This window comes from Streptomyces sp. NPDC096193 (genome assembly GCF_040302905.1).
Classification (GTDB): domain Bacteria; phylum Actinomycetota; class Actinomycetes; order Streptomycetales; family Streptomycetaceae; genus Streptomyces.
In genome coordinates this window covers 1-24273 of the sequence record NZ_JBEOSJ010000041.1, presented here as the reverse complement: position 1 = coordinate 24273, position 24273 = coordinate 1, and the positions used below count along the sequence as shown (strand labels likewise).

The window sequence follows — 24273 nt, the reverse complement described above, 5'->3', positions numbered from 1 at the left end:
CCCTAGCGGCGCGATCGTTTGGCGTCCCTGACACGGCGGAGCCGGTTGACCGTGACGGGGTCGTGGGCGAGGGCCCGCTCGTCGTCGAGGAGGGCGTTGAGGAGCTGGTAGTAGCGCACCGGGGAGATGCCGAGCTGCTCCCTGATGGCCCGCTCCTTCGCACCGGGGCCCGGCCAGGAGCGCTGCTCCATGGCCAGGACGGCCCGGTCACGGTCGGACAGCGCCTGGTGCTCGGTCATACGGTCCAACATATCGGCGGAGTGTCCCCCCGGTGCGGCGGTGCGGCCCGCTCGGCGTTCCCGGGAGGCTGTTCCGGCACCGGCGCCGCAGGAGCGCGCTACTCGGACTTCTCCGCGGTGGCCGCCTTCTGGGAGATTTGGCGCAGCACGGCCTGCGGGTCGCCGCCGGGTTCGACCGCCTTGCCGATGTTCTGCTTGACACTCTCGCTGACGGCGGCCCACGAGGTCTTGCCGACGGGCGGCAGGATCGAGGTCGGCAGCTCCTGGAGGAACTCCTTCAGGTCCTGGTGCTCCGGGTCCTTCTGCATCGCCTCGGAGGCTGAGATCGTCACCGGCAGCAGATCGTTCTGCCCGGCGAAGTCGAGGACGTTCTTGTCGTCGAAGACGAAGTCCAGGAACTTGCCGATCTCGGCCTTGTGGCCGTTCTGCTTGAAGCCCATGATCCAGTCGGCGACGCCCATCGCGGCCTTCGGCTTGCCGGTGCGGCCGGGCATGGCCACCTTGCCGATGTCGATGCCGGCCTTGGCCGCGGCCTTCATCAGCGAGGGGTGGCCGTTGAGCATCCCGACCTCGCCGCGGGTGAAGGCGGCGAAGGCGTCCTTGCGGTTGAGCTTGCCGGGGGCGACGGGGCCGGTGAGCTCCTTCTCGACGAGGTTGGTCTTCATCCACTCGAGGGTCGCTATGTTCTGCGTGGAGTCGATCGCGTATCTGCCGACCGGGTCGACGTAGCCGTCACCGCCGCTGAGCAGCCACATCATGGTCTCGGCCTGGGCCTCCTCGGGCCCGAGCGGCAGCGCGAAGGGGTACGTGACGTCCGTGTTCCGGGCGAGCTTGTCGGCGTCCTCCCGCAGCTCCTCCCAGGTCGTCGGCTCGCCCTGGATCCCGGCTTCCTTGAACAGCTTCTTGTTGTAGAAGAGGAGCCGGGTGGAGGCGACGAAGGGCAGGCCGTACTGCACGCGCTTCTGCTCGCCGGCGTCGACGAGCGGGCCGAGGAAGTTGGACTGCACGGGGATGGAGAGCAGCTGGTCGGCGGTGTAGAGCTTGCCCTTCGCGGCGTAGTCGGCGTACGCGCCGATCTGCGCGATGTCGGGGGCCTCGTCGGCCTTGACCATCTCGGCGACCTTGCGGTCGACGTCGTTCCAGGACTCGATCCGGACGTCGATCTTGATGCCGGGGTTCTCTGCCTCGAACGCGGCCGCGACATCGGCCCAGTACTTCTTGCTGCTCTCCCCGCCCGCGACGTCGTAGTCCGCGGCCACGAAGGTGAGGGTGACGTCCGAGGAACCGCCGGAGCTGCCGCAGCCCGCGAGGGCGACCGTCATACCGAGCGCGGCGACCGCCGCTGTCAGACCCAAGAAATGCCGGTGCACAACTCTCTTGCCCCACCCTCTGCTGCTTGTTGGATTTGGTCCCCCGACCGTCCCCCGCCCGCCCCGCTCGACCTCCCCCGTGGCGTCTCGCGAGATGAGCGACGATTTTTCACCATGTGAAGGGTAGAGGTCTACTCCACGCGGTATCACTTCTGCAACGTCCGTCCCACTCAGGGTCAGCATTGCCCGCTTCCGGCGCGGCCTGCTAAGCACGTCCTGCCAGGCCGTTTCGGCAGCACGAGGCCGATACCGGTTTCCCGTCCCGCGTACGCGCTAGGAGCCTTGCCGCATGTCCCGTACCGCAGCAGAGACAGCCACTCAGCCCACCTGCTGGCGCCGGGCGGCCGACGCCGCCGCCGCCTTCGACGGTTTTCCGCGGCCGGGTGAGCGCGTGGCCGTGACCGGCTGCGGGACGTCCTGGTTCATGGCGATCGCCTACGCGGCGCTGCGGGAGGCGGCGGGTCTCGGCGAGACCGACGCGTTCGCCTCCTCCGAGTTCCCGGCCGGCCGGGCCTACGACCGGGTGGTCGCGATCACCCGGTCCGGCACCACGACCGAGGTCCTGGAGCTGCTGACCGCGCTGAAGGGCAGGGTGCCGACGCTGGCGCTGACCGCGGACCCGGGGACGCCGGTGATGGCGGCCGCGGACTCGGTTGCGGTGCTGGACTGGGCGGACGAGGAGTCGGTTGTCCAGACCCGGTTCGCGACGACGGCCCTGGCGTTCCTGCGGGCGGGCCTCGGTGACATCCCCGGTGTGAAGAGCGTCGCCGAGGCGGCCGTGGACGCGGAACTCGCGGTCACCGAACCGCTGCCGGAGGCGGTCCTCGGCGCGGAGCAGTGGACGTTCCTCGGCCGCGGCTGGACCTACGGCCTCGCCCTGGAGGCGGGGCTGAAGATGCGGGAGGCCGCGGGCGCCTGGACGGAGGCGTATCCGGCGATGGAGTACCGCCACGGGCCGATCTCGATCACCGGTCCGGGCCGGGTGACCTGGGTGTTCGGCCCGCTTCCGGACGGCCTGTCGGTGGATGTCTCGCGGGTGGGCGGCACGCTGGTCGCGAACCAGGGCGCGGACCCGCTGGCGGACCTGATCCGCGCGCAGCGCCTCGCGGTGATCCTGGCGGAGTCCAAGGGCTTCGACCCGGACCGGCCGAGGAACCTGACGCGCAGCGTGATCCTCACCTGAACCAGATCTGCTGAACCGGGGTGCCCGGCCGGGGACGGTTCCGGGGACGCGGACACGAGTCCGCACCCCGGGAGTTTGTACGCTCACGCAACAATCGGACGCAGTGGACTAGACCTTTGTGCCACTCTCGCGCCAGACTGTCTCCGTGAGACACGTCATCGCCCTCGATGTGGGCGGCACCGGCATGAAGGCCGCCCTCGTCGGGGCGGACGGGACGCTCCTGCACGAGGCCCGCCGCGCCACCGGGCGCGAGCGCGGACCCGACGCGGTCGTCCGGTCCATCCTCGACTTCGCCGTCGAACTGCGCGCGTACGGCGGCGAACACCTCGGTGAGAGCGCCGTCGCCGCGGGTGTCGCCGTGCCCGGCATCATCGACGCGGAACGCGGCATCGCCGTCTACTCCGCGAACCTCGGCTGGCGCGATGTCCCCATGCGCGACCTGCTCAGCGAGCGGCTGGACGGCGTGCCCGTCGCCCTCGGCCATGACGTCCGCACCGGCGGACTCGCCGAAGGCCGCATCGGCGCAGGCAAAGGCGCCGACCGGTTCTTCTTCGTCCCCCTCGGCACCGGCATCGCCGGCGCCATCGGCATCGCCGGGACGATCGAGGCGGGCGCCCACGGATATGCCGGCGAGATCGGCCACGTCGTCGTACGCCCCGACGGCCCCGACTGCGGCTGCGGCCAGCGCGGCTGCCTGGAGACCCTCGCCTCCGCCGCGGCAGTCACCCGCGCCTGGGCGGCGGCGAGCGGTGACCCGGACGCCGACGCCGCGGACTGCGCCAAGGCCGTCGAGTCCGGCGACCCGAAGGCCGCCGCCGTATGGGCCGACGCGGTCGACGCCCTGGCCGCCGGCCTCGTCACCGCGCTCACCCTCCTGGACCCCCGCACCCTGATCATCGGTGGCGGTCTCGCGGAGGCGGGGGAAACCTTGTTCACACCGCTGCGAGCAGCGGTCGAGAAGCGCGTCACCTTCCAGAAGCTGCCCGCCATCGTCCCCGCAGCCCTCGGGGACACCGCCGGATGCCTGGGCGCGGGACTGCTCGCCTGGGATCTGCTCGCCACCGACTCGGAGGTAACCGCCTAATGGCCGCAAGCGCCGTACGCGCCGACAGCACCGTTCTGACCGGCGCCCGGGTGGTCCTGCCGACGGGGACCGTCGACGGCGGGCGGATCTCCGTCGAGGGCACGAAAATCGTGGCCGCGTCACCCGACAGCGCGCCCGTGCGCGATCTGTCCGGCCACTGGGTCGTCCCCGGCTTCGTCGACATCCACAACCACGGCGGCGGCGGTGCGTCCTTCACGAGCGGCAGCGCCGAGGACGTCCTGCGCGGCGTGCAAACCCACCGCGAGCACGGTACGACGACGCTCGTCGCCTCCACCGTCACCGGCGAGATGGACTTCCTCGCCCGCCGCGCCGGGTTCCTGTCCGAACTCGTCGAGCAGGGCGACCTCGCGGGCATCCACTTCGAAGGACCGTTCATCTCGCCGTGCCGCAAGGGCGCACACAGCGAGGAACTGCTGCGCCACCCGGACCCGGCCGAGGTGCGCAAGCTCGTCGACGCGGCCCGCGGCACCGCCCGCATGATGACGCTGGCCACCGAACTGCCCGGCGGCATCGACTCCGTACGCCTGCTCGCCGACCACGGTGTGATCGCCGCGATCGGCCACACCGACGCCACCTACGAGCAGACCGTCGAGGCCATCGATGCGGGCGCGACCGTGGCGACCCACCTGTTCAATGCGATGCCCCCACTCGGCCACCGCGCGCCCGGACCGATCGCCGCGCTGCTGGAGGACGAGCGGGTCACCGTCGAGCTGATCAACGACGGCACGCATCTGCACCCCGCCGCCCTCGAACTCGCCTTCCACCGCGCCGGCGCGCACCGCGTCGCCTTCATCACCGACGCGATGGACGCCGCGGGCTTCGGTGACGGCCGCTACCAACTCGGCCCGCTCGCGGTCGACGTCACCGACGGAGTGGCCCGTCTCGTCGACGGCGGCTCGATCGCCGGCTCCACGCTCACCCTGGACACGGCGTTCCGGCGCGCGGCGATCGTGGACCGGCTGCCGGTGGAGGACATCGTCCGGGCGATCTCGGCCAACCCCGCGAAGCTGCTCGGCATGGACGACACGATCGGCTCGCTGGAACCGGGCAAGGACGCGGACCTCGTGGTGCTGGACGAGAACTTCACGCTGGTCGGCGTGATGCGCAAGGGCGAATGGGTGATTGACCCCATGTAGTGGCATTTCGGCACGGAACATGGCAAGACGGTTGGCCGGGAGACTGGGCCGGCCGCCCTGCGTTTGGCATGATCAGAACCCGTACGGACACGGCGCACGCGTTCCGAGGGGGTGTCACCGGGTGATCCTGACGGTCACGCTCAACACCGCGCTCGACATCACCTACACGGTCGACGCCCTCACCCCGCACACCACCCACCGCGTCGACCGGGTCGGCGAACGCCCCGGCGGCAAGGGGCTCAACGTGGCCCGGGTGCTCGCCGCGCTCGGCCACGAGAGCGTGGTCACCGGCTTCGCCGGCGGATCGGTCGGCACCGTCCTGCGCGAACTGCTCGCCCCGCTGCCACCGCGCGACGCGCTCGTGCCCATCGAGGGCAGCACCCGCCGCACGGTCGCCGTCGTCGACGCCACGACCGGCGACACCACACAGCTCAACGAGGCGGGCCCCACGGTCACGCCCATGGAGTGGACCGCCTTTCTCGCCGCCTACGAGACCCTCCTGCGGGACGCCGACGCGGTCGCGCTGTGCGGCAGCCTGCCGCCCGGCATCCACGTCGGCGCTTACGCCGACCTCGTCCGCAGAGCACGTACCGCGGGCGTCCCCACCCTCCTCGACACCAGCGGCGAACCCCTGCGCCGCGGCATCGCCGCCCGCCCCGACCTCGCCAAGCCGAACGCCGACGAACTCGCCCGCCTCACCGGCTCCCGCGAGCCGCTGCGCGCCGCGCGTGACGCCCGCCGCCGCGGAGCCCACGCCGTCGTCGCCTCCCTGGGCCCCGACGGCCTGCTCGCGGCCACGCCGGACGGCATATGGCAGGCCACTCCGCCGGCGCCCGTGCAGGGCAACCCCACGGGCGCCGGGGACTCGGTGGTCGCGGCCCTGCTCGCGGGACTCGTGGAAGGGCTGCCCTGGCCGGACCGGCTGGCGCGCGCGGTCGCCCTGTCGGCGGCGACCGTACTGGCCCCGGCGGCAGGCGAGTTCGACCCCGCCGCGTACCAGGAACTGCTGCCGCGCGTCACCGTGACCGAACACGCGACCGCGGCGTGAGCCACCACCAGGGCAGCGGCCCGGACAATCGGGCCAGGCGCCCGGGAAGTGAGACGCACCATGCCCCTCGTCAACACCGGTGACCTGGTCTCGGCCGCGGCGGCCGAAGGCCGCGGGATCGCCGCCTTCAACGTCATCACGCTGGAGCACGCCGAGGCGATCGCGGCCGGGGCGGAGACGGCGGGAGCGCCAGCGATCCTCCAGATCTCCGAGAACGCGGTGAAGTTCCACGGCGGCACCCTCTCCACGATCGCCGCCGCCACGGCAGCCGTCGCCCGCGCCTCCTCCGCCCCGCTCTCGCTCCACCTCGACCATGTCGTCTCCGGCGCGCTGCTGCGGTCGGCGGCGGACGAGGGCTTCAGCTCGGTGATGTACGACGCCTCACGGCTCGCCCACGGGCGGAACATCGAGGCCACCGAGGACGCGGTGCGCTGGGCCCACGAACGGGGCCTGTGGATCGAGGCGGAACTGGGCAAGATCGGCGGCAAGGAGGGCGAGGCCCCCCTTGACGCCCACGCCCCCGGTGTCCGGACCGACCCCGAGGAGGCGGCGGCCTACGTCACGGCGACGGGAGTGGACGCACTGGCCGTGGCGGTCGGCTCCAGCCACGCGATGACACAGCGCACGGCGGCACTCGACCACGCCCTGATCGCCGCCCTGCGCGAGGCGGTCCCGGTCCCCCTGGTCCTGCACGGCTCGTCGGGCGTCCCGGACGAGGAGATCCGCGCGGCGGTGGCAGCGGGCATGGTCAAGATCAACGTCGGCACGGCCCTGAACACGGCGTTCACGGGAGCGGTGCGTGCGTTCCTGGACGCGGACGCGAAGACGGTGGACCCGAGGTTGTATCTGAAGCCGGCACGCGAGGCGATGTCGGCGACGGTGGCGGGGTTCCTGGCGCTGCTGTGACAGCCGGGCCGGGCTTCGTCCGCCCCGTGTGACACGGTCAACGCAGAGGGGGCGCCCGGTCGGACCGGGCGCCCCCTCTTCCGCTGCGTGGGCCTAGTTGGCCTGGCCCTTCTTCAGGTAGAGCTGGTCGAGGAAGGCCTCGCACTGATCGCCCTGCTCGCAGGAGATCTTCAGGTCGTTCTTCCCCTTGGCGAGGTTCACATAGGCGTAGGTGCGGGTCCAGCCCTTCTCCCAGTCACCCTCCGCCGCCTTCGCGAAGTTCGCCATGTTCACCGAACGCGGCGTCTCCGTGTTCACCGTCAGCGTCGTCTTCGCGTCCTTGCCGGGCACGCCGTACGTGATGAACAGCGTGTAGGCGCCGGCCTCCGGCACCTCCACCGACCAGGTCGCCGAACCGCCCACGCCGTTGAACGACACATACGCGCCGCCCGCGCCCTTGGCGCCCTTGACGTCCTTCGCCAGCGCCGCCGGCGGGCCGAGCTGAAGCGTGCCGGCGTCCTGCTTCGGCAGCTCCACCGCCGGCTCCGACGCGGAGGGCTCACCGCTCGGCTCCACCGACTCCGCCACCGTCGAGTCACCGCCCGGCTTGCCCGAGCCGTTCGCCTTGTCGTCCTCGCCGCCGCCCGACATCAGCGCCGCCGCGATGCCGATCACCACGACCGCCACCACCGCGATCGCGCCGATCAGCAGGCCCTTGGTGTTCGGGCCGCCGCTGCGGCCGCCGCCGTGGCCTCCGCTGTGGCCTCCGCTGTGGCTCGGGGTGCCCGGGAGCGGGGTCTGGCGGGTGGGCGCGCCGCCGGGGTAGGTCTCCGGGGCCGCGTACTGCGCCGTCGGCTGGCCCTGCTGCGCATACGTCTGCTGCTGCGGGACCTGCTGGCCGTACTGGCGCTCGCCGACCGTCCGCACCTGGTTGTATGAGGTTCTGGGGACACCGGGCTGCGCCGCCGGACCCGGGTAGCCGTAACCGCGGCCCTGTCCAGGCGGTGTCGCGCCCGCTGCCCGGCCGTCCTCGTAGAGGTAGCCGAACGGATCGTCGTCCTCGGGCGTGCTCGCGCCGTTGTTCGCGGCCGTCATCCCTAGTCACTCCTCACCATCTCGTCAGCACAGCGCCGACGCGGGCGAGCCTACCCGGTTCGGAGTAACCACATCGGTGGCCCTCGCCTCATCCGGCCCGCCCGCTCATCCTCCGCCGGCGCGCCCGATCACCCTCAGCCCGCGCGGCGGTGCACCTTCGCCCGGGACCGCTTTTCGACGTACATCCGCTGGTCGGCGGACTGCAGGACCTCGTCCACGGACATCCCGCAGCTCGCCCAGCCGATGCCGAAGCTCGCCCCGACCCGCACACCCCGGCCGTCGACCCGAATCGGCAGGATGATGGCGTTCCGCAGGCGAACAGCCAGGTCAGCGGCGTCCGCCGCCCCCAGGCCGTCGGCGAGGACGACGAATTCGTCACCCCCGAGCCGCGCGACGGTGTCCCCCTCGCGCACACCCGTCGTCAGCCGGCGCGCGACCTCCACCAGCACCGCGTCGCCGGTCTGGTGCCCGAACCGGTCATTGATGGACTTGAAACCGTCCAGGTCGCAGAAGAGAACCGCGAGCCCCTTCGTGCCGTCGTCGATCTCACTGTCCGGCGCGATGGTGTGCACATGGTGGTCGTACGGGACACCCACCGGCCCGAAGTCGAAGCCCTCGGTGTTGAAGATCGTGTCGGAGTCGTACGCCGCGTCCAGCGCCTCGATCGCCGCCTCCCGCGCCCCGTGCGGCCGCTCGCACAGCCGGGAGCTGAGCCGGGCCCGCAGCTCGGCGCTGTTGGGCAGCCCGGTCAGCGCGTCGTGCGAGGCCCGGTGCGCGAGCTGGAGCTCGTGCCGCTTGCGGTCCTCGATGTCCTCGACGTGCGTGAGCAGAAAACGCGGCCCGTCGGCGGTGTCGGCGACCACGGAGTTCCGCAGCGAGACCCAGACGTACGAACCGTCCCGCCGCCCGAGCCGCAGCTCGGCCCGCCCGCCCTCGGCGGAGGTCCGCAGCAGCGTGCCGACGTCCTCGGGATGCACCAGGTCGGCGAAGGAGTAGCGCCGCATCGCCGACGCGGGCCGCCCCAGCAGCCGGCACAGCGCGTCGTTGGTGCGCAGCAGCCTGCCGTGCTGGTCGCCGCCCATCTCCGCGATCGCCATGCCGCTGGGCGCGTACTCGAACGCCTGGCGAAAGGACTCCTCGCTCGCGCGCAGCGCCTGCTGCTCGCGTTCGAGGCGGACCAGCGCCCGCTGCATGTTTGCTCGCAGCCGGGCGTTGCTGATCGCAATCGCCGCCTGGGACGCGTACATCTGGAGGGCTTCCTGGCCCCACGGGCCGGGACGCCGGCCGTTGCGCGGCCGGTCGACCGAGATGACTCCGAGGAGTTCGCGACCGCCTCCCGACGCGTACATCGGCGCGTAGAGCCGGTCCTGGGGGTGCCACTCGTCCTCGAAGCGGGGATCGGGACCTTCGGTGTGCCACTGCGGCACGTCGTCCTCGATGAGCACCCAGCCCTCGGTGTGCGGGATGAACCGCAGCTCGCCCCAGGCCTCGCCCATGGACAGCCGGCGCTCCCACGAGGGCCGCGAGCCGACCCGGCCGGTGATCAGGGCCTCGGCGGCGGCGCTGCCGGCGAACGCGGCGACCACGAGATCACCGTCGGGGCGTACGAGGTTCACACACGCCAGCTCGTAACCGAGTCCCGCCACGATCCCGTCGGCGACGGTCTGCAGGGTGTCGGCCAGACTGCGGGCCGTGTTGAGGTCGGCGACCACCTTGTGCAGCTGCCGCAGGGTCGCAAGACGGACGTAGGGCTCCGACTCGGTCTCCATGCTCGCTCTCCCCGAGACCTCGACAGCAAACTCCAGGGTTCTGATCGGCCTTCTCGTTGCGGTATCACGGCCACTGAATCACAGCGAGCTGTCCACTCGGTACACAGGGTCAACAAATAGTGCACTCTGTGACTCAAGTCACATCAAATGACCAGGGGTTGCGGTGGGGGGTGGATGTGCGCTTGGACTTTTCCGGTCTTCCCGGAACGCAAATCCCGGCCGCTGGACCTAGGTCCTGCCTGGTCCCCAGGCCCGATGCGGGCCCGGGACGGCCGAGGTTAGCGTTCCCGGTGTGCTTCCGACGACCCCTGCCACCGCGCCCGCCGTCATCCCCCATCCTGAGGGGGTGACGAACGAGGATTTCCGCGCAGCCATGTCCCGGCTGGCCGCGGGTGTGGTGCTGGTGACCGCGTACGACGCCGACGACGGCCCGCGCGGTGAGGACGTCGGCATGACCGCGACCGCGTTCATGTCGGTGTCGCTGGAACCCCCGCTGGTGATGGTGAGCCTGCGCAACGGCTCCCGGATGGACGACCTGTTGGCGGAGCAGCCGCTGTGGGGGGTCTCTGTGCTGTCCGAGAGCCAGCGTCACATCGCGGGCCGTTTCGCGATGAAGGGGCGGATCAGCGACCGGCTGCTGTTCGAGGACATCCCATACGTCCGGGGCGAGGTGAGCGGTGCGCTGCTGGTCGGCGGCGCGCTGGCGACGCTGGAGTGCCGCACGGAACAGCGGGTGGTGGCGGGCGACCACACCCTGGTGATCGCCCGGGTCCTGGAGGCGAACCTGCCGAGCGGGGAGGGCGGCCCGCTGACGTATTTCCGGGGCAGGTACCGCCAGTTGAACTGACGGATGACACTCTTGGGACCAGGCCACGTCCCGTACGCCGGCCGCTCGGGCACGTGAGTACGGGCGGCCGCACATGAAGCGCGTCCGGCGACCCAGGACAACAGCGGCACCCCGGCGCGACCGGCAGCCGGGGCCGCGGGGCCCTGGGCGCAGCCCCGGAACTACCAGTCCCGTCCCGCGCGGCCCCGCTTCGTCTCCGCGCGCTGCTTCTTCTCCCGCAGCCGGCGCTCGTTGATCCCGCGCGGAATCCTCGTCGCTCGCCGCGGCTTCGGCGGCGGCGCCGTCGCCTCGGCGAGCAGTGCCGCCAGCCGGACCGCCGCCGTCTCCCGGTTGCGCCATTGCGAGCGGTGCTCGGACGCGCGCACCGCGATCACACCGCCGACCAGCCGTCCCGCGAGCCGCTCCAGCGCGCGGTCCTTCCAGACCTGCGGCAGCGCGTTCGTGTTCGCCAGGTCGAAGCGGAGCTCGACCTGCGAGTCACTGGTGTTGACATGCTGGCCGCCGGGCCCGGACGACCGGGAGAAACGCCAGATGAGCTCGGCCTCCGGCAGGGAGACCGAACCGCGGATGATGTAGGGCCCGGACATGTGTCCATGGTCGCGTGCCCGCGCGGTTCGCGTCACCCCGTTTTCGACGCGGTCCGGCCGAATCGGTTGGGGCACGGTGGCGAATCCGACAGAACCCGGCCCAAACGCGGCGGAACCCATCGAACCGGACCCACCGCTTTCGTACGGAATCCGCGGGAACCTCTTCGCATGGAACCTCCCGGTCCCCTGCCCGCGTTATGACGGGTGACGGTAGCTTCGGGAGGGCTCGAAGCCCGCACACTCGAACACGAAGGGGACATCCCAATGGCAGTAAGCCTGTCCAAGGGCGGCAACGTCTCGCTCACCAAGGAGGCACCGGGCCTGACCGCCGTCACGGTCGGCCTCGGCTGGGACGTCCGCACCACCACCGGCACCGACTTCGACCTCGACGCCTCGGCGATCGGCGTCAACCCCGGCGGCAAGGTGGCCTCCGACGCCCACTTCGTCTTCTTCAACAACAAGGCGACGCCGGACCAGACCATCGTCCACACCGGCGACAACCGCACGGGCGAGGGCGGCGGTGACGACGAGCAGATCAACGTCAACCTCGCGGGCCTGCCGGCCGACGTCGACAAGATCGTCTTCCCGGTCTCCATCTACGACGCCGTCACCCGCAGCCAGAACTTCGGCCAGGTGCGCAACGCCTACATCCGTATCGTCAACCAGGCCGGCGGCGCGGAGCTCGCGCGCTACGACCTGAGCGAGGACGCGGCCACCGAGACCGCGATGGTCTTCGGCGAGCTGTACCGCAACGGCGCGGAGTGGAAGTTCCGCGCGGTCGGCCAGGGGTACGCCTCGGGCCTGGAGGGCATCGCCCGCGACTTCGGCGTCAACCTCTGACGCTCGGCGTCGACGTCTGACGTCCGCTTCGGCGGGGAAGCCCGCGGCCGCACCGGCCGCGGGCTTCCGTCGTACGGAGCCGCCGTGCAGAGGACGGACGTTCGGACCGCCATACAGAGCCCAGGGGTTCAGAGCCCAGGGGTACAGAGCCCAGGGGTTCAGAGCCGGGGGTTCACAGCCGGGGGTTCACAGCCCGGAGGTCAGAGACCGGACGTTCGGCGTTCGGCTCACCCGACCCGCCGTCACGGAGCGTCCGGCTTCTCCTCGCCGTACAGCCACGTGTCCCACACCGCGTCCAGGTCCTTGCCCGACATCTTCTCCACGTACGACGTGAAGTCGGCGGTCGACGCGTTGCCGTACATCCGCGTCTGCGCCCACAGCGGCAGGATCCTGAAGAACACCGGATCGCCCACCGCCTCGCGGACCTTGTGCAGGACCATCGCGCCCCGCCAGTACACCGGGTCCTCGGAGATGTCCGCCGCGCTCGGCGGATCGGCTGCGGGGAACGCCCAGTTGGCGTCGTCGGCGAAGGCCTCCTCGAAGCTCTCCCGCGCCGGTACGCCGTTGTTGTCCTCGTCCCAGAGCCACTGCGCGTAGGTCGCGAAGCCCTCGTTGAGCCACATGTCCTTCCACGTCTTCGGTGTCACGGAGTTGCCGTACCACTGGTGGGCGATCTCGTGGACGAGGGTCTCCTCGTTGAACTCGCTCACCGGGAAGACAGGCCGGGTCTGCGTCTCCAGGGCATAGTCCACCTCGCCGTCGGGGACGACGATCACACCGAACGCCCCGAAGGGGTACCGGCCGAACTTCTTCGCCGACCAGTTCATCATCGTCGGGAGTTGGGCGAGCAGGTCCTCGGTCCTCTCCGCCACCGCCGGGTCGACCGCAGTGATGACGGGCTGGCCGGTGCGGGGCAGCGCGGAGGACGTCATGTCGTAGTGGCCGATCGCGACCGTCGCCACGTACGACGGCATCGCGTACTCGGACTTCCAGTAGAACGTGGTCCTGTCACCCGTGGAGTACTGGTCGTGCAGCACGCCGTTGGAGATGCCCTGGAGTCCCTTCGGCACAGTGACCTTGATGTCGTACGTGGCCTTGTCGCTCGGGTGGTGGTTGCCCGGGAACCACGCCATCGAGCCCGCCGGCTCACCGACCGCCAGAGCGCCGTCCGCGCTCCGCAGCCAGCCCTCCTCGGCGCCGTCGACGTCGACGAGGGTCCGGGGGGTTCCGGAGTAGCGCACGGTCGCCCGCATCCGGCCCCGCTCGGCCACGGCCTTGTCCAGGTGCACCGTCACCTCGTCGCCCGCGCGGTCGACCGTCGCCCTGCCGGATTCGAGCGTGACACTGTCGACGGTCAGCCCATGCAGGTCGAGGTTGAAGGCGCTGAGGTCCTGCGTCGCCGTCGCGAAGATGTCAGCGGTGCCCACGAGACGGCCCGTCGCCGGGTCGTAGTCGAGCGTCAGACCGTAATGACCGACGTCGTAGCCGCCGTTGCCCAGCTTCGGGAACAGCGGATCACCCGCTCCGACCGCACCCGGCTTGCCGTGCACCTCCGGATGTCCGCCGCCGTGCGGACCCGGGCAGCCGGTGAGCAGCAGCGTCGCGGCTACGGACATCGCGATCGGAAAGGGACGTCTTCGGTACATGTCCCGATCCTAGGCACGGGACATGTACCGATCACCAGCAGTCGCGCGGCATGTCCCGTCAACTCCGTTGCGGCGCACGCAGCTTGGCGGGACGTCGACCCGCAGGCGCGGCGCCCGCTCCAACCGGCCGCGCTCGTCGCGCTCGCCGCGTTCGCCGCGTTTGTCAGCGGCCGAGCGCCGCCACGCCCGCCGCAGCGAACTGCTCGTCCAGGTCGCCGCTCGGTGCGCCGGCCACGCCGACACCCGGACCGCATGCGCGGCACCGGCCGGCCCACGCTGACCGACCGCGAGCGGGACATCCTCGGGCAGCTGGCACGCGGGCTCGGCAACCGCGACATCGCCCGCGCGCTGTTCATCAGCGAAGCGACCGTGAAGACCCACCTGGGCCGTGTCTACGCCAAACTCGACGTGGACACCCGGGCGGGGGCGGTCGCCGTGGCCAAGGAACAGCGCCTGCTGCCGTAAGCCGTCGGACGGGCCGGGCATCACGGGCCCGCGGTCCACCCACGGCCGTACCGGCTGACCTACCGCGGCTCCGCGCCGGCCACCGCACCGCGGTCCCACCGCGAACCCACTCCTGCCGCACGCCGCGGTCCCATCCGCGGCCGCCCACCGCGGTCCACCGCGAACCCACTCCTGCCGCACGCCGCGGTCCCATCCGCGGCCGCCCACCGCGGTCCCACCCACGGCCACCCACCGCGGTCCCACTCCGGCCGCGGGCTGCCCGCACCGCCGGCCCGGGCCGCGCGGAACCGCTTACCCCGCCGCCGTGACACCATCGAGCCGTGCTCGACATCGGCTACTCCCTCTCCCGGCGGTTCCCGGACCCCCCGCAGACCGACTACCGCCGCGCGGACGTCCAGGCCCTGCGCCACGACCTCTTCAGCGGCGACGTCTACCTCGCCGACACCAAAGAGGACCGCGAGCTGTCCACAGCCTGGGGATGGGTGCCCGTACTCGACTTCGCCTGGGCGCTGTGCGACATCGTCGAGCGCATCGACCGCGACCCCCTCGGCAGCCGCGCCGCCAAACCCCAGCACGCCGAACTCGACTTCACCGAATCCGCCGACCGCATGCTCTTCCACCGGCGCTTCGGCTGGGTCGACGTCGAGGCCGACTGGATGCCCCGCGACGAGCCTCCCCTCACCTTCGGCCACAGCGAGCTGCGCCGTGAGGCCCGCGACTTCCTCCACGACCTGATCGCCGACCTCGCCGACATGCACGAAGGCCTCGCGGACAACCCCGTGATCTGGGACCTCCAGGCCCGCTTCCCGCGCACCTGACCCTCCCCGCACCCCCACTCCCGTACCGGGACCCGCCCCCGATGTCACACATCGGCCCTCCCGATCCGTCCCCTTCCCGAGAACACTCCACGGGAAGGACAGCCATGCACGAGATCACCGTCATCGGCGGCGGCTTCGCCGGGCTCACCGCGGCCATCGCCGCCGCCGAGTCCGGCGCCAGAGTGTCCCTGTACGAGGCCCATCACACCCTCGGCGGCCGCGCTCGCACCGCCGAAGGCCCCTACCGGACCAACGACGGACCTCACGCCCTCTACCGCCGCGGCCCCCACTGGACCTGGCTCCAGCAACGCGGCCTCCTCGGGCCGGTGGCCTCCCCGCCGCTGCGCGAAGGTGCCCGGCTCCGCTTCCGCCGCGGCGGCGTCCTGCGCCGAACCCCGCCCCTCACCCTCCTGCGACTGGCCCTGACCAAGCCCGAACAGGCCCCGGTGGACAGCGACTTCCTCACCTGGGCGAGCAGCCGGGTCGGCGAGGAGGGCGCCCGCGCCGCCGCGCACTGTATGGGCGTCGCCCTCTTCCACCACGACCCCGGATCACTCTCCGCCGCCTTCGTCCAGGAACGGCTGCGACGGTCCACCTCCCTGCCGCCCGAAGCCCACTACCCGCGCGGGGGCTGGGGGCAGCTCATCGAGCGCATGGCCGCACGCGCCTGGGACCTCGGCGTACGCATCGAGACCACCTCCCGCGTCGACGCCCTCCCCGAACGCAGGGGCCCGGTGATCGTCGCGACCTCGCTCGACGCGGCCCGCCGCCTCCTCGGCGACAGCACCCTGGAGGGACCCGGCGGCCGAACCGTCCTGGTCGACCTCGCGCTGCGCGCCCGCAGAGGCGACCCGTTCGTCGTCTCCGACCTCGACGCCCCCGGCTGGCTGGAACGCTTCACCGCCTCGGACCGCACCCTCGCCCCCGCCGGGCAGTCCCTCATCCAAGGCCAACTGCCCATCGCGCCCGACCGTTCCGAAGCCGACGGCATCGCCCACGCCGAAACCCTCCTCGACCTGGGCTTTCCCGGCTGGCGCGCACGGACCCAGTGGCGGCGCGACGGACTCGCCAACGGCCGTACCGGCGCCGTCGACCTGCCCGGAACCACCTGGCGCGACCGGCCGAGAATCGACCGCGGCAACGGCATCTATCTGGCGGGCGACCAGATCGCCGCACCCGGACTGCTCTCCGAGGTGTCGTTCAACAGCGGGCTCGAAGCCGCCTCCCTCGCCCTCCTCGCCACCAAGCGCACCACGGAGTCACTTGACCTCAAGCGGACTTGAGGTCGGAGGGTGGGGTCCACGAACGGATCCGGGCCTGCGCGGCCCGGGTCCGCACACGACCCGCCCAGGCACGCGACACAGGGGAGCCCGCCATGCACGCCGTCCGCCTTCACACCTTCGGACCGCCCGAGAACCTCCGCTACGAGGAGACCGACGACCCCGTACCCGGGCCCGGCCAGGTCCGCATCGCCGTCGCCGCGGCCGGAGTGCACCTCCTCGACGCCGCCCTGCGCGAAGGCTCCCTCGGCCCCCACCCCGCCGCCGCCGAACTCCCCAGCATCCCGGGCCGCGAAGTCGCCGGCGTCGTCGACGCACTCGGCGAGGGCACCGACCCGACCTGGCTCGGCAGACGCGTCGTCACCCACCTCGGCATGGTCCAGGGGGCACCTCCCGCACGAAGCTCCGTGGGCGGCTACGCCGAACTCACCGTCACCGACACCGCCCGGCTCCACGAGATCCCCGACACCCTCGACCCCGCCGAAGCCGTCGCCATGATCGGAACCGGACGCACCGCGCTCGGTATCCTCCAGTTCACCGACCTCGGCCCCGACGACATCGTGATCGTCCCCGCAGCCGCCGGCGGCATCGGCACCCTGCTCGTCCAGTACGCCAAGAACGCCGGCGCCCATGTCATCGGACTCGCCGGCGGCCCCGCCAAGGTCTCCCGCGTCACCGCCAACGGCGCCGACCTCGCCGTCGACTACACCCGGCCCGACTGGCCCGCTCTCGTCCGCGAACACCTCGGGGACCGCCGCGCCACCGTCGTCTACGACTCCGTCGGCGGCGACGCCGCCCGCGCCGCCGTCGACCTCCTCGGCAAGGGCGGCCACCACATCGTCTTCGGCTGGTCCAGCCAGGGCATCTCCGACGGCGGCCCGCTGACCTTCACCGACGAGGAACTCGCCGAACGCGGCATCACCTCCGAAGGCGTCCTCGGCCCCGTCATGCTGGAGAAGGCCGGCGGCGACATCCGCATCCTCGAAACCCGCTCACTGGCCGAAGCCGCCGCAGGACGACTCCGGCCCGCCGTGCACCGCTTCCCGCTCGACCGGGCGGCCGAGGCCCACCGCGCGCTGGAGACCCGCGGCACCATCGGCAAGGTCGTCCTCGAACCCCGCCCGCGGCGCACCCCGGACGACAAGCCGTAAGCCGCCGCTCCAACTGCTTTACGAACCCAGCGACTTCAGCGCCTCGCCCGTCAGCCGGTACACCGTCCACTCGTCCTGCGGCCTCGCACCGAGCGCCTCGTAGAAGCTGATCGACGGGGCGTTCCAATCCAGCACCGACCACTCGAAGCGCTCGTACCCCCGCTCCACACAGATCCGCGCCAGCTCCGTCAGCAACGCCTTCCCGTACCCGCCACCGCGCCGGTCCGGACGGACGAACAGATCCTCCAGATACAGCCCCTGCACCCCGGTCCACGTCGAGAAGTTGAGGAACCACAGCGCGAACCCCACCACCTCGCCGTCATCCGTCTCCGCGATGTGCGCATACGCCCCCGGGCGCTCGCCGAACAACGCCGCGTGCAGCTGCTCCGGCGTCGCCCGCGCCTCCTGCGGGGCCTTCTCGTACTCCGCCAGCTCACGGATCATGGCAAGGATCTCGGGCACATCGGCGGGTGTGGCTTCACGAATCATGTGATCAGCGTGCACGCCCGACCGCGGGCCGCGCCAGCCGATTCCGGCGCGACCGCGCACCCTGTCACCCGCGTCCCCGTCACCCGGCGTCCCGACGCGACCCACAGCCCCCGGCGGCCGGCCTCAACGCCCCAGCAGCGCCCGCGCGATGGACACCTGCGACTCCTGGAGCCCTTCCTCCCCGTCCTCCAGATCCCACAGGCTGTTCTGCAACACCCGCCCCAGCGTCCACGCCTTCGCCCGCTCCCGATCCAGACCCAGCGCCTCCGTCAGCAGATCGAAACGCCACAACGTCTCCGCCGGATCGAAACGGTTGTCGAGCGCCGGCATCAGATCGAACCCCGGATCCCCCGCCAGCGGCTTCGGGTCGATGGCCAGCCACGGCTCCCGCGCCCCCGCCATGATGTTGTCGTAGTGCAGGTCCCAGTGCAGCAGCCGGTCCCCCGGCTCACCCGCCACCTCACGCACCGCCGCCGCACAGTCCGCCAGCAGCCGGCGCTCCCCCTCGTCCCCCAGCAACCCCGACGCATCCGGCACACCGGCCAGCATCCGCTCCACGATGTCCCCGAGCCGCCGCAACCCCGGCGGGGCCGCCACCGACGTCAGCCGCGCGAGCAGCTCCGCCAGAATCCGCACCGCCTCCCGCGCATCCTTTACGGCCGACAGATGCACCCACGGACCGGCCCCATCCCCCGCCCCCGCCGCACCCCCGAGCCGCTCCAGCAGCATCGTCCCCGTCGCCGGATCATCGTCCAGCAGCCGCACCGCCCCGGCCCCGTCCCACACCCGCAACGCGAGCGGCTCCCCCACACTCTCCTCGTCGAGCGCCTGAAGCTTCAGCACGGCCCGCGAACCGTCCGCCCGCACCACCGGCAGCACCAGAGCACACCAGCCGTGCATCGCAGGACCCAACCGCGTCAGCTCCCACCGCGCCAGGAACTCCGCCGCCCGCCCCGGCAGAGCCTCGACGAAGGCCCGCCCGGCCTCGCCGCCGTACCTGTACTGCGTCGCCGCCAGCTCCTCCGGAACCTCGATCATGACGGGATCCTACGGACACCCCACCCGCCCCCACCCGGCAATTACCCCGGGCCCCAGGGCACCGCCTCACCGGCCGGCCGGTAGCCTCCCCGCACAACACAGGCACACTCGCCGGAGCAGGGACAACATGAGCACCAGCACCGTCAACGGCGGCATCTCGTTCTGGTACGCGCAGGAAGGCCTCCCCGTACCGCGGGAACCCCTGCCCGGCGACACCACCGCCGACATCTGCATCGTCGGCGGCGGCTACACCGGCCTGTGGACGGCCTACTACCTCAAGAAGGCCGTCCCCTTCCTCAACATCACCGTCCTCGAAGCCAAGTTCTGCGGCTACGGCGCCTCCGGACGCAACGGCGGCTGGCTCTACAACGGCATCGCCGGCCGCGGCCGCTACGCCCGCCTCCACGGCCACGACGCGGCCGTACGCCTCCAGCAGGCCATGAACGACACCGTCGACGAAGTCGTCCGCACCGCCGCCGAAGAGAACATCGACGCCGACATCCACCAGGGCGGCGTCCTCGAAGTCGCCTACACCCCCGCCCAGCTCGAACGCCTCAAGACCTTCCACGCCGTCGAGATCGCCTTCGGCGAAAAGGACCGCACACTCCTCGGCGCCCGCGAGACCGCCGACCGCGTCCGCGTCGCCGGAGCCGTCGCCTCCAGCTGGACACCGCACGGCGCCCGGCTCCACCCCGTCAAACTCGTCAAAGGCCTCGCCGACACCGTCGCGGCACTCGGCGTCACCATCCACGAGTCCACACCCGTCACCGAGATCAGGCCCAAACACGCCGTCACGCCCTACGGCACCGTCCGCGCCCCCTACATCCTGCGCTGCACGGAAGGCTTCACCGCCGGCCTCAAGGGCCAGCGCCGCGCCTGGCTCCCGATGAACTCCTCCATGATCGCCACGGAGCCGCTCCCCCAGTCCGTCTGGGACACCATCGGCTGGGACGGCCGCGAAGCCCTCGGCGACATGGCCCACGCCTACATGTACGCCCAGCGCACCGCGGACAACCGCATCGCCCTCGGCGGCCGCGGCGTCCCCTACCGCTACGGCTCCCGCACCGACAACGACGGCCGCACCCAGCCCGCCACGATCCAGGCCCTGCGCGACATCCTCGTCCGCTTCTTCCCCACCACGGCGGGCGTCCGCATCGACCACGCCTGGTCGGGCGTCCTCGGCGTCCCCCGCGACTGGTGCGCCACCGTCACCCTCGACCGCTCCACCGGCCTCGGCTGGGCGGGCGGCTACGTCGGTTCGGGCGTCGCCACCACCAACCTCGCGGCCCGCACCCTGCGCGACCTGATCCAACAGGACTCGGGCCAGTCCGGCCCCACGGACCTCACGACGCTTCCCTGGGTCGGCCACAAGGTCCGCAAATGGGAACCGGAGCCGCTGCGCTGGCTGGGAGTCCAGGCGATGTACGCGGCCTACCGCGGCGCGGACCGCCGCGAATCGACGGGCCGCACGACGCGGACGGACAAGGTGGCGACGCTGGCGGACAGGGTCTCGGGGCGCGGCTGACTCCCCGGCCCACGCCGGCTGAAGCCCGGCCCGCACGGCGCCCCGCGGCCCGGTCACCGCGGGGCGGAGTCCGGGGGCCCCAGTCGACCTCGAGCCGAACTCCCGCACCCATGCCTCCAGACCACCGCGGTAGCCCTTCCCGCCCACCACGAACTCCCCGTCACCGGTTCCCACGGCGGCGGAACGATCCGAGCACCAGCGCCGTCTCCCCGGCACGCCCGTCCGACACGTCGAGTCGGTCCGACTCGGCACCCCGAAGAGTGATTCCCGCTTCCGTGAAACCAGTCAGATCCGCTGCCGGGTTCACCTCGGAGTCGACGGCCGCCGCGATCACCAGACGGTCCGCGCCCGCGGGCAGCGCGTCGAACGCCACCTGGACCGCCGCCTTGTCCCCCGCGGCCCCCGGCACCGCGCGCACCGACCCGTCCGGCGCCCCCGGCCCCCGATCAACCCACTGGAGCGCCGACTCATCCCCGGCCCCCTCCCCACGGGGGCCGTGCCCGGCCGCAGAAGCGCCCGAAAACAACAGTGTCCCGGATCGATGTGATCCGGGACACTGTTGTGACCGAGCCCCCTGTCGGATTCGAACCGACGACCTACGCATTACAAGTGCGGCGCTCTGGCCAGCTGAGCTAAGGAGGCATCGCGCGTGCTCGGAGCCGCGCTGAGGCGTCACCACTCTACACAGCGCCGGATCCCCTCAGCCAAGAAGATTCAGCCTTCCTGACCCCCTCGTGCACCCGTCGCCCGCGGGCGAGCCCCGGCGCTCCGAAGATCGGATCGAAGGAGGCCCTTGGGGCTTTCGCGTGTGCTGGTCGACACCCACGACCGAAGCACCGACCGCCGCAGGCACCACCAGAAGCGCGCCGCTCTGCCACCTGCCCCCATCGCCCCGAATATTCCCTCCCCCTCCTCTACTGACAGAACCCACATCGCCAGGTAGCGTCACGGCAAGTCCCATCAGCTGGACTACACCACTCCCTTACAACGGATCGTCCGGCACGTTCCTGCCGGTGAAGGAGCAGCCCCACCATGGCCACTGTCACGTTCGACAAGGCGACCCGGATCTACCCGGGTACCGAGAAGCCCGCCGTCGATCAGCTCGAGATCGAGACCCAGGACGGCGAGTTCCTCGTCCTCGTCGGTCCCTCCGGCTGCGGCAAGTCCACCTCCCTGCGCATGCTCGCCGGGCTCGAGGACGTCAACGCCGGTTCCATCCGGATCGGTGACCGCGACGTCACGCACCTGCCGCCCAAGGACCGGGACATCGCCATGGTGTTCCAGAACTACGCGCTGTACCCGCACATGACCGTCGCCGACAACATGGGCTTCGCGCTCAAGATCGCCGGCGTCAACAAGGCCACCATCCGCCAGAAGGTCGAGGAAGCCGCGAAGATCCTCGACCTCAGCGAGTACCTGGACCGCAAGCCGAAGGCGCTCTCGGGTGGTCAGCGCCAGCGTGTGGCGATGGGGCGTGCCATCGTGCGGGAGCCGCAGGTCTTCCTCATGGACGAGCCGCTGTCGAACCTCGACGCCAAGCTCCGTGTGTCGACGCGTACGCAGATCGCGAGCCTGCAGCGCCGTCTGGGCATCACGACCGTGTACGTCACGCACGACCAGGTCGAGGCCATGACGATGGGCGACCGGGTGGCGGTCCTCAAGGACGGTCTGCTCCAGCAGGTCGACTCGCCGCGCAACATGTACGACCGGCCGGCGAACCTCTTCGTCGCCGGCTTCATCGGCTCGCCGGCGATGAACCTCATCGAGGTTCCGATCACCGACGGCGGTGTGAAGTTCGGCAACAGCGTCGTCCCGGTCTCGCGTGAGGCGCTGACCGCCGCCGCGGACCGCGGCGACACGACGGTGACCGTCGGTGTCCGCCCGGAGCACTTCGATGTCGTCGAGCACAACGGCGCTGCGGCGAAGTCGCTGTCGAAGGACACCGAGGACGCGCCCGCGGGCCTCGCGGTCTCCGTGAACGTCGTGGAGGAGCTGGGCGCCGACGGTTACGTCTACGGCTCCGCCCGGGTCGGCGGTGAGCACAAGGACCTCGTGGTCCGCGTGGGCGGTCGTGCCGTGCCGGAGAAGGGCGCGGAGCTGCACGTCGTGCCGCGTCCGGGTGAGATCCACGTCTTCGCGACCTCGTCGGGCGAGCGGCTGAGCAACTGACCGCTCCGGCGGTGCGCGCAACTCGCTGAAACGGCCCCGCAGTTCCTGCGGGGCCGTTTTTGCATGTCGACAAATAAGCCAACACATCGGGCATTTCACCAAAGCTCGTCAACACCCGATTCGAAAAGCTTCCTCGAACCATCCCCCGCGCGAGTGACTAAATGTCGCCAAATCATCACTGACCGCTACGCTCGCTCGCGTGACCCACACAGCACGCCGAATCGGCCGCACTCTCGCTCTCGTTCTGCCCGTCGTCCTGGTGCTCTCCGGAACCCTCGCGGTCACCAGCGTGCCGTGGGCCGGGCAGTCGGGCGAGTCGCAGATGCTCACCGCCTCTTCCCAAAACGTCTCCGTACGCGCCAAGTCACGCGCGCCCCAGGATGTTCTCCGTGACCGGCTCCTCGCCGAGCTCCAGGAGAAGGATCCCGGTGTCGCCCTGACCCACCTCCAGCGGGAGGTGGAGGAGCGTCCGTCCCTCGCCAAGCACTGCATGTCGATCGCGAAGGCTCTCGGCCGCGCGGCCGTGGACCGGTTCGGGCCGACCCGTGCCCAGACCTACTCCCAGCCCGTCTGCGACACCTCCTTCGCCACCGGCGTCGCCCAGCAGACGCAGGGGAGCTGACCGGCCGGCCGCGGCCCGCGCCGCTTTCCTTCACCTGCGCCGCATATCGTTCACGGCATGCAAACGCCTACGTATCCGACGCAGGCCGTGGTCCTGGCCGGCGGCCAGGGCTCGCGGCTGCGCCCGTACACCGACGACCGCCCCAAGCCGATGGTCGAGATCCCGGGCACCGGGACCCCGATCATCGGCCATCAGCTTGCCTGGCTGGCCGCGGAGGGCGTGACGGACGCCGTCGTCTCCTGCGGTCATCTCGCCGAGGTTCTCCAGGAGTGGCTGGAGGGCGCGGACCTGCCGCTGCGGGTGACGACGGTCGTGGAGAGCGAACCCCTGGGCCGCGGCGGCGGTCTGAAGTACGCGGCCGGGCATCTCCCGGCCCCCGGCGAGCCCTGGTACGCGACGAACGGTGACATCTGGACCCGTTTCTCGCTGCGGGAGATGGCGGCCTTCCACACCGAGCGGGACGCTTTCGCGACGCTCGCGCTGGCCCGCCCCCGGATTCCGTGGGGCGCTGTCGAGACCGACGCGTTCGGTCACATCACCGACTTCATCGAGTCTCCGCCGTCGCCGTATCTGATCAACGCCGGTGTGTACGTGTTCTCCTCGGCGTTCACGGAGCTTCTGCCGGACCGCGGCGACCATGAGCGGACCACGTTCCCGGGTCTGGCGCGGGAAAGGCGTCTGGCCGGGTTCCCGCTGCCAAACGGCGCGTACTGGCGGGCGATCGACACGGCGAAGGATCTAACGGAAGCGGCCAAGGAGCTTGCCGCGCAGGCCCGCTGAGGCGCGCGTTTCCCGAACCCGCCGCCCCACACCCCGGCAGGCCGCCCGCAGGCCCCGTACGGGCTCGTGCAGCGCCGTACAGGGCCGGTGGGCGCTGGGACCCTGCTGGGGCCTCCAGGGCCCGGGTCCGTGAGACCCGCACGCCGCAGTGCGTCCGCCATCGCGCTGTTCGCCGGGGGAGGGGCC

22 protein-coding genes, 1 tRNA gene and 3 pseudogenes are annotated in these 24273 nt (G+C 71.4%); 15 read left to right on the top strand and 11 right to left on the bottom strand.

Annotated elements, in window-relative coordinates:
- Nucleotides 1-2: 2 nt before the first annotated feature.
- Both ABTX78_RS34230 and ABTX78_RS34225 read right to left on the bottom strand, forming a co-directional pair.
- On the bottom strand, nt 3-251 hold the full coding sequence (locus tag ABTX78_RS34230) for a DUF3263 domain-containing protein (RefSeq protein WP_313945611.1): 249 nt from the start codon (nt 249-251) through the stop codon (nt 3-5).
- 86 nt (nt 252-337) lie between these two features.
- Nucleotides 338-1609: an ABC transporter substrate-binding protein gene (locus ABTX78_RS34225; protein WP_502994049.1), complete on the bottom strand. Its 1272-nt coding sequence runs from the start codon at nt 1607-1609 to the stop codon at nt 338-340.
- Between the two features lie 289 nt (nt 1610-1898).
- Here ABTX78_RS34225 and ABTX78_RS34220 point away from each other — a divergent pair, with 289 nt between their 5' ends.
- The 5 genes from ABTX78_RS34220 to ABTX78_RS34200 all read left to right on the top strand — a co-directional run bounded on the left by ABTX78_RS34220 (nt 1899) and on the right by ABTX78_RS34200 (nt 6987).
- Complete coding sequence (locus ABTX78_RS34220; protein WP_352210677.1) at nt 1899-2792, top strand: SIS domain-containing protein; 894 nt, start codon at nt 1899-1901, stop codon at nt 2790-2792.
- A gap of 184 nt (nt 2793-2976) precedes the next feature.
- Nucleotides 2977-3876 (top strand): ROK family protein, encoded by a 900-nt coding sequence (locus ABTX78_RS34215; RefSeq protein ID WP_502994052.1) that lies wholly within the window; start codon nt 2977-2979, stop codon nt 3874-3876.
- Complete coding sequence (gene nagA, locus ABTX78_RS34210) at nt 3876-5033, top strand: N-acetylglucosamine-6-phosphate deacetylase (protein ID WP_352210675.1); 1158 nt, start codon at nt 3876-3878, stop codon at nt 5031-5033. The genes ABTX78_RS34215 and nagA overlap by 1 nt, the downstream gene beginning before the upstream one ends.
- A gap of 121 nt (nt 5034-5154) precedes the next feature.
- The gene (locus ABTX78_RS34205; protein ID WP_352210674.1) at nt 5155-6081 is read left to right on the top strand and encodes a 1-phosphofructokinase family hexose kinase; all 927 of its coding nucleotides are present in this window, start codon (nt 5155-5157) and stop codon (nt 6079-6081) included.
- A 60-nt stretch (nt 6082-6141) separates the two neighbouring features.
- The gene (locus tag ABTX78_RS34200; RefSeq protein ID WP_352210673.1) at nt 6142-6987 is read left to right on the top strand and encodes a class II fructose-bisphosphate aldolase; all 846 of its coding nucleotides are present in this window, start codon (nt 6142-6144) and stop codon (nt 6985-6987) included.
- Between the two features lie 93 nt (nt 6988-7080).
- Here the strand turns inward: ABTX78_RS34200 and ABTX78_RS34195 are convergent, their stop codons facing one another.
- Together ABTX78_RS34195 and cdgB are read right to left on the bottom strand one after the other, a co-directional pair.
- Complete coding sequence (locus ABTX78_RS34195; protein ID WP_352210672.1) at nt 7081-8061, bottom strand: carbohydrate-binding protein; 981 nt, start codon at nt 8059-8061, stop codon at nt 7081-7083.
- 134 nt (nt 8062-8195) lie between these two features.
- Nucleotides 8196-9830, bottom strand: coding sequence for a diguanylate cyclase CdgB (gene cdgB, locus ABTX78_RS34190; protein ID WP_352210671.1), 1635 nt, complete (start codon nt 9828-9830; stop codon nt 8196-8198).
- 292 nt (nt 9831-10122) lie between these two features.
- Between cdgB and ABTX78_RS34185 the strand changes: the two genes are divergently transcribed.
- Nucleotides 10123-10677, top strand: coding sequence for a flavin reductase family protein (locus tag ABTX78_RS34185; RefSeq protein ID WP_352210670.1), 555 nt, complete (start codon nt 10123-10125; stop codon nt 10675-10677).
- Nucleotides 10678-10838: 161 nt separating this feature from the next.
- Here the strand turns inward: ABTX78_RS34185 and arfB are convergent, their stop codons facing one another.
- On the bottom strand, nt 10839-11264 hold the full coding sequence (gene arfB, locus ABTX78_RS34180; protein WP_352210669.1) for an alternative ribosome rescue aminoacyl-tRNA hydrolase ArfB: 426 nt from the start codon (nt 11262-11264) through the stop codon (nt 10839-10841).
- A gap of 264 nt (nt 11265-11528) precedes the next feature.
- Here arfB and ABTX78_RS34175 point away from each other — a divergent pair, with 264 nt between their 5' ends.
- Nucleotides 11529-12104 carry a TerD family protein gene (locus tag ABTX78_RS34175; protein ID WP_266547139.1) on the top strand — a complete coding sequence of 192 codons (576 nt, stop codon included), beginning with the start codon at nt 11529-11531 and terminating at the stop codon, nt 12102-12104.
- A 242-nt stretch (nt 12105-12346) separates the two neighbouring features.
- On the opposite strand, the gene ABTX78_RS34170 is transcribed toward ABTX78_RS34175, so the two are convergent.
- On the bottom strand, nt 12347-13750 hold the full coding sequence (locus ABTX78_RS34170; RefSeq protein ID WP_352210668.1) for a M1 family metallopeptidase: 1404 nt from the start codon (nt 13748-13750) through the stop codon (nt 12347-12349).
- A 163-nt stretch (nt 13751-13913) separates the two neighbouring features.
- Nucleotides 13914-13994: pseudogene (locus tag ABTX78_RS34165) on the bottom strand (heme-binding protein); the annotation flags it as partial.
- On the opposite strand from ABTX78_RS34165, the pseudogene ABTX78_RS34160 reads away from it, so the two are divergent.
- The 4 genes and pseudogenes from ABTX78_RS34160 to ABTX78_RS34145 form a co-directional block, all read left to right on the top strand.
- Nucleotides 13988-14215, top strand: a pseudogene (locus ABTX78_RS34160) (response regulator transcription factor); the annotation flags it as partial. The pseudogenes ABTX78_RS34165 and ABTX78_RS34160 overlap by 7 nt on opposite strands.
- Before the next feature lie 320 nt (nt 14216-14535).
- The gene (locus ABTX78_RS34155) at nt 14536-15033 is read left to right on the top strand and encodes a hypothetical protein (RefSeq protein WP_352210667.1); all 498 of its coding nucleotides are present in this window, start codon (nt 14536-14538) and stop codon (nt 15031-15033) included.
- A gap of 104 nt (nt 15034-15137) precedes the next feature.
- Entirely contained in the window at nt 15138-16316 is a 1179-nt protein-coding gene (locus ABTX78_RS34150; RefSeq protein ID WP_352210666.1) for an NAD(P)-binding protein, read from the top strand.
- Nucleotides 16317-16408: 92 nt separating this feature from the next.
- Entirely contained in the window at nt 16409-17464 is a 1056-nt protein-coding gene (locus ABTX78_RS34145; protein ID WP_352210665.1) for a zinc-binding dehydrogenase, read from the top strand.
- An 18-nt stretch (nt 17465-17482) separates the two neighbouring features.
- On the opposite strand, the gene ABTX78_RS34140 is transcribed toward ABTX78_RS34145, so the two are convergent.
- The gene (locus tag ABTX78_RS34140) at nt 17483-17953 is read right to left on the bottom strand and encodes a GNAT family N-acetyltransferase (protein ID WP_352210664.1); all 471 of its coding nucleotides are present in this window, start codon (nt 17951-17953) and stop codon (nt 17483-17485) included.
- A 123-nt stretch (nt 17954-18076) separates the two neighbouring features.
- Complete coding sequence (locus tag ABTX78_RS34135) at nt 18077-18991, bottom strand: aminoglycoside phosphotransferase family protein (protein WP_352210663.1); 915 nt, start codon at nt 18989-18991, stop codon at nt 18077-18079.
- A 127-nt stretch (nt 18992-19118) separates the two neighbouring features.
- Between ABTX78_RS34135 and ABTX78_RS34130 the strand changes: the two genes are divergently transcribed.
- Complete coding sequence (locus tag ABTX78_RS34130) at nt 19119-20516, top strand: NAD(P)/FAD-dependent oxidoreductase (protein ID WP_352210662.1); 1398 nt, start codon at nt 19119-19121, stop codon at nt 20514-20516.
- A 93-nt stretch (nt 20517-20609) separates the two neighbouring features.
- Here ABTX78_RS34130 and ABTX78_RS34125 read toward each other — a convergent pair.
- Both ABTX78_RS34125 and ABTX78_RS34120 read right to left on the bottom strand, forming a co-directional pair.
- A pseudogene (locus tag ABTX78_RS34125) lies at nt 20610-20955 on the bottom strand (TerD family protein); the annotation flags it as partial.
- 129 nt (nt 20956-21084) lie between these two features.
- Nucleotides 21085-21158 (bottom strand) — tRNA-Thr (locus ABTX78_RS34120).
- A gap of 390 nt (nt 21159-21548) precedes the next feature.
- Between ABTX78_RS34120 and ABTX78_RS34115 the strand changes: the two genes are divergently transcribed.
- The 3 genes from ABTX78_RS34115 to ABTX78_RS34105 all read left to right on the top strand — a co-directional run bounded on the left by ABTX78_RS34115 (nt 21549) and on the right by ABTX78_RS34105 (nt 24087).
- Nucleotides 21549-22685, top strand: a complete 1137-nt coding sequence (locus ABTX78_RS34115; RefSeq protein ID WP_352210661.1) for an ABC transporter ATP-binding protein — start codon at nt 21549-21551, stop codon at nt 22683-22685.
- A 199-nt stretch (nt 22686-22884) separates the two neighbouring features.
- Nucleotides 22885-23307, top strand: a complete 423-nt coding sequence (locus tag ABTX78_RS34110) for a hypothetical protein (protein WP_352210660.1) — start codon at nt 22885-22887, stop codon at nt 23305-23307.
- A 57-nt stretch (nt 23308-23364) separates the two neighbouring features.
- Nucleotides 23365-24087 (top strand): nucleotidyltransferase family protein, encoded by a 723-nt coding sequence (locus ABTX78_RS34105; RefSeq protein ID WP_352210659.1) that lies wholly within the window; start codon nt 23365-23367, stop codon nt 24085-24087.
- Nucleotides 24088-24273 lie beyond the last annotated feature (186 nt).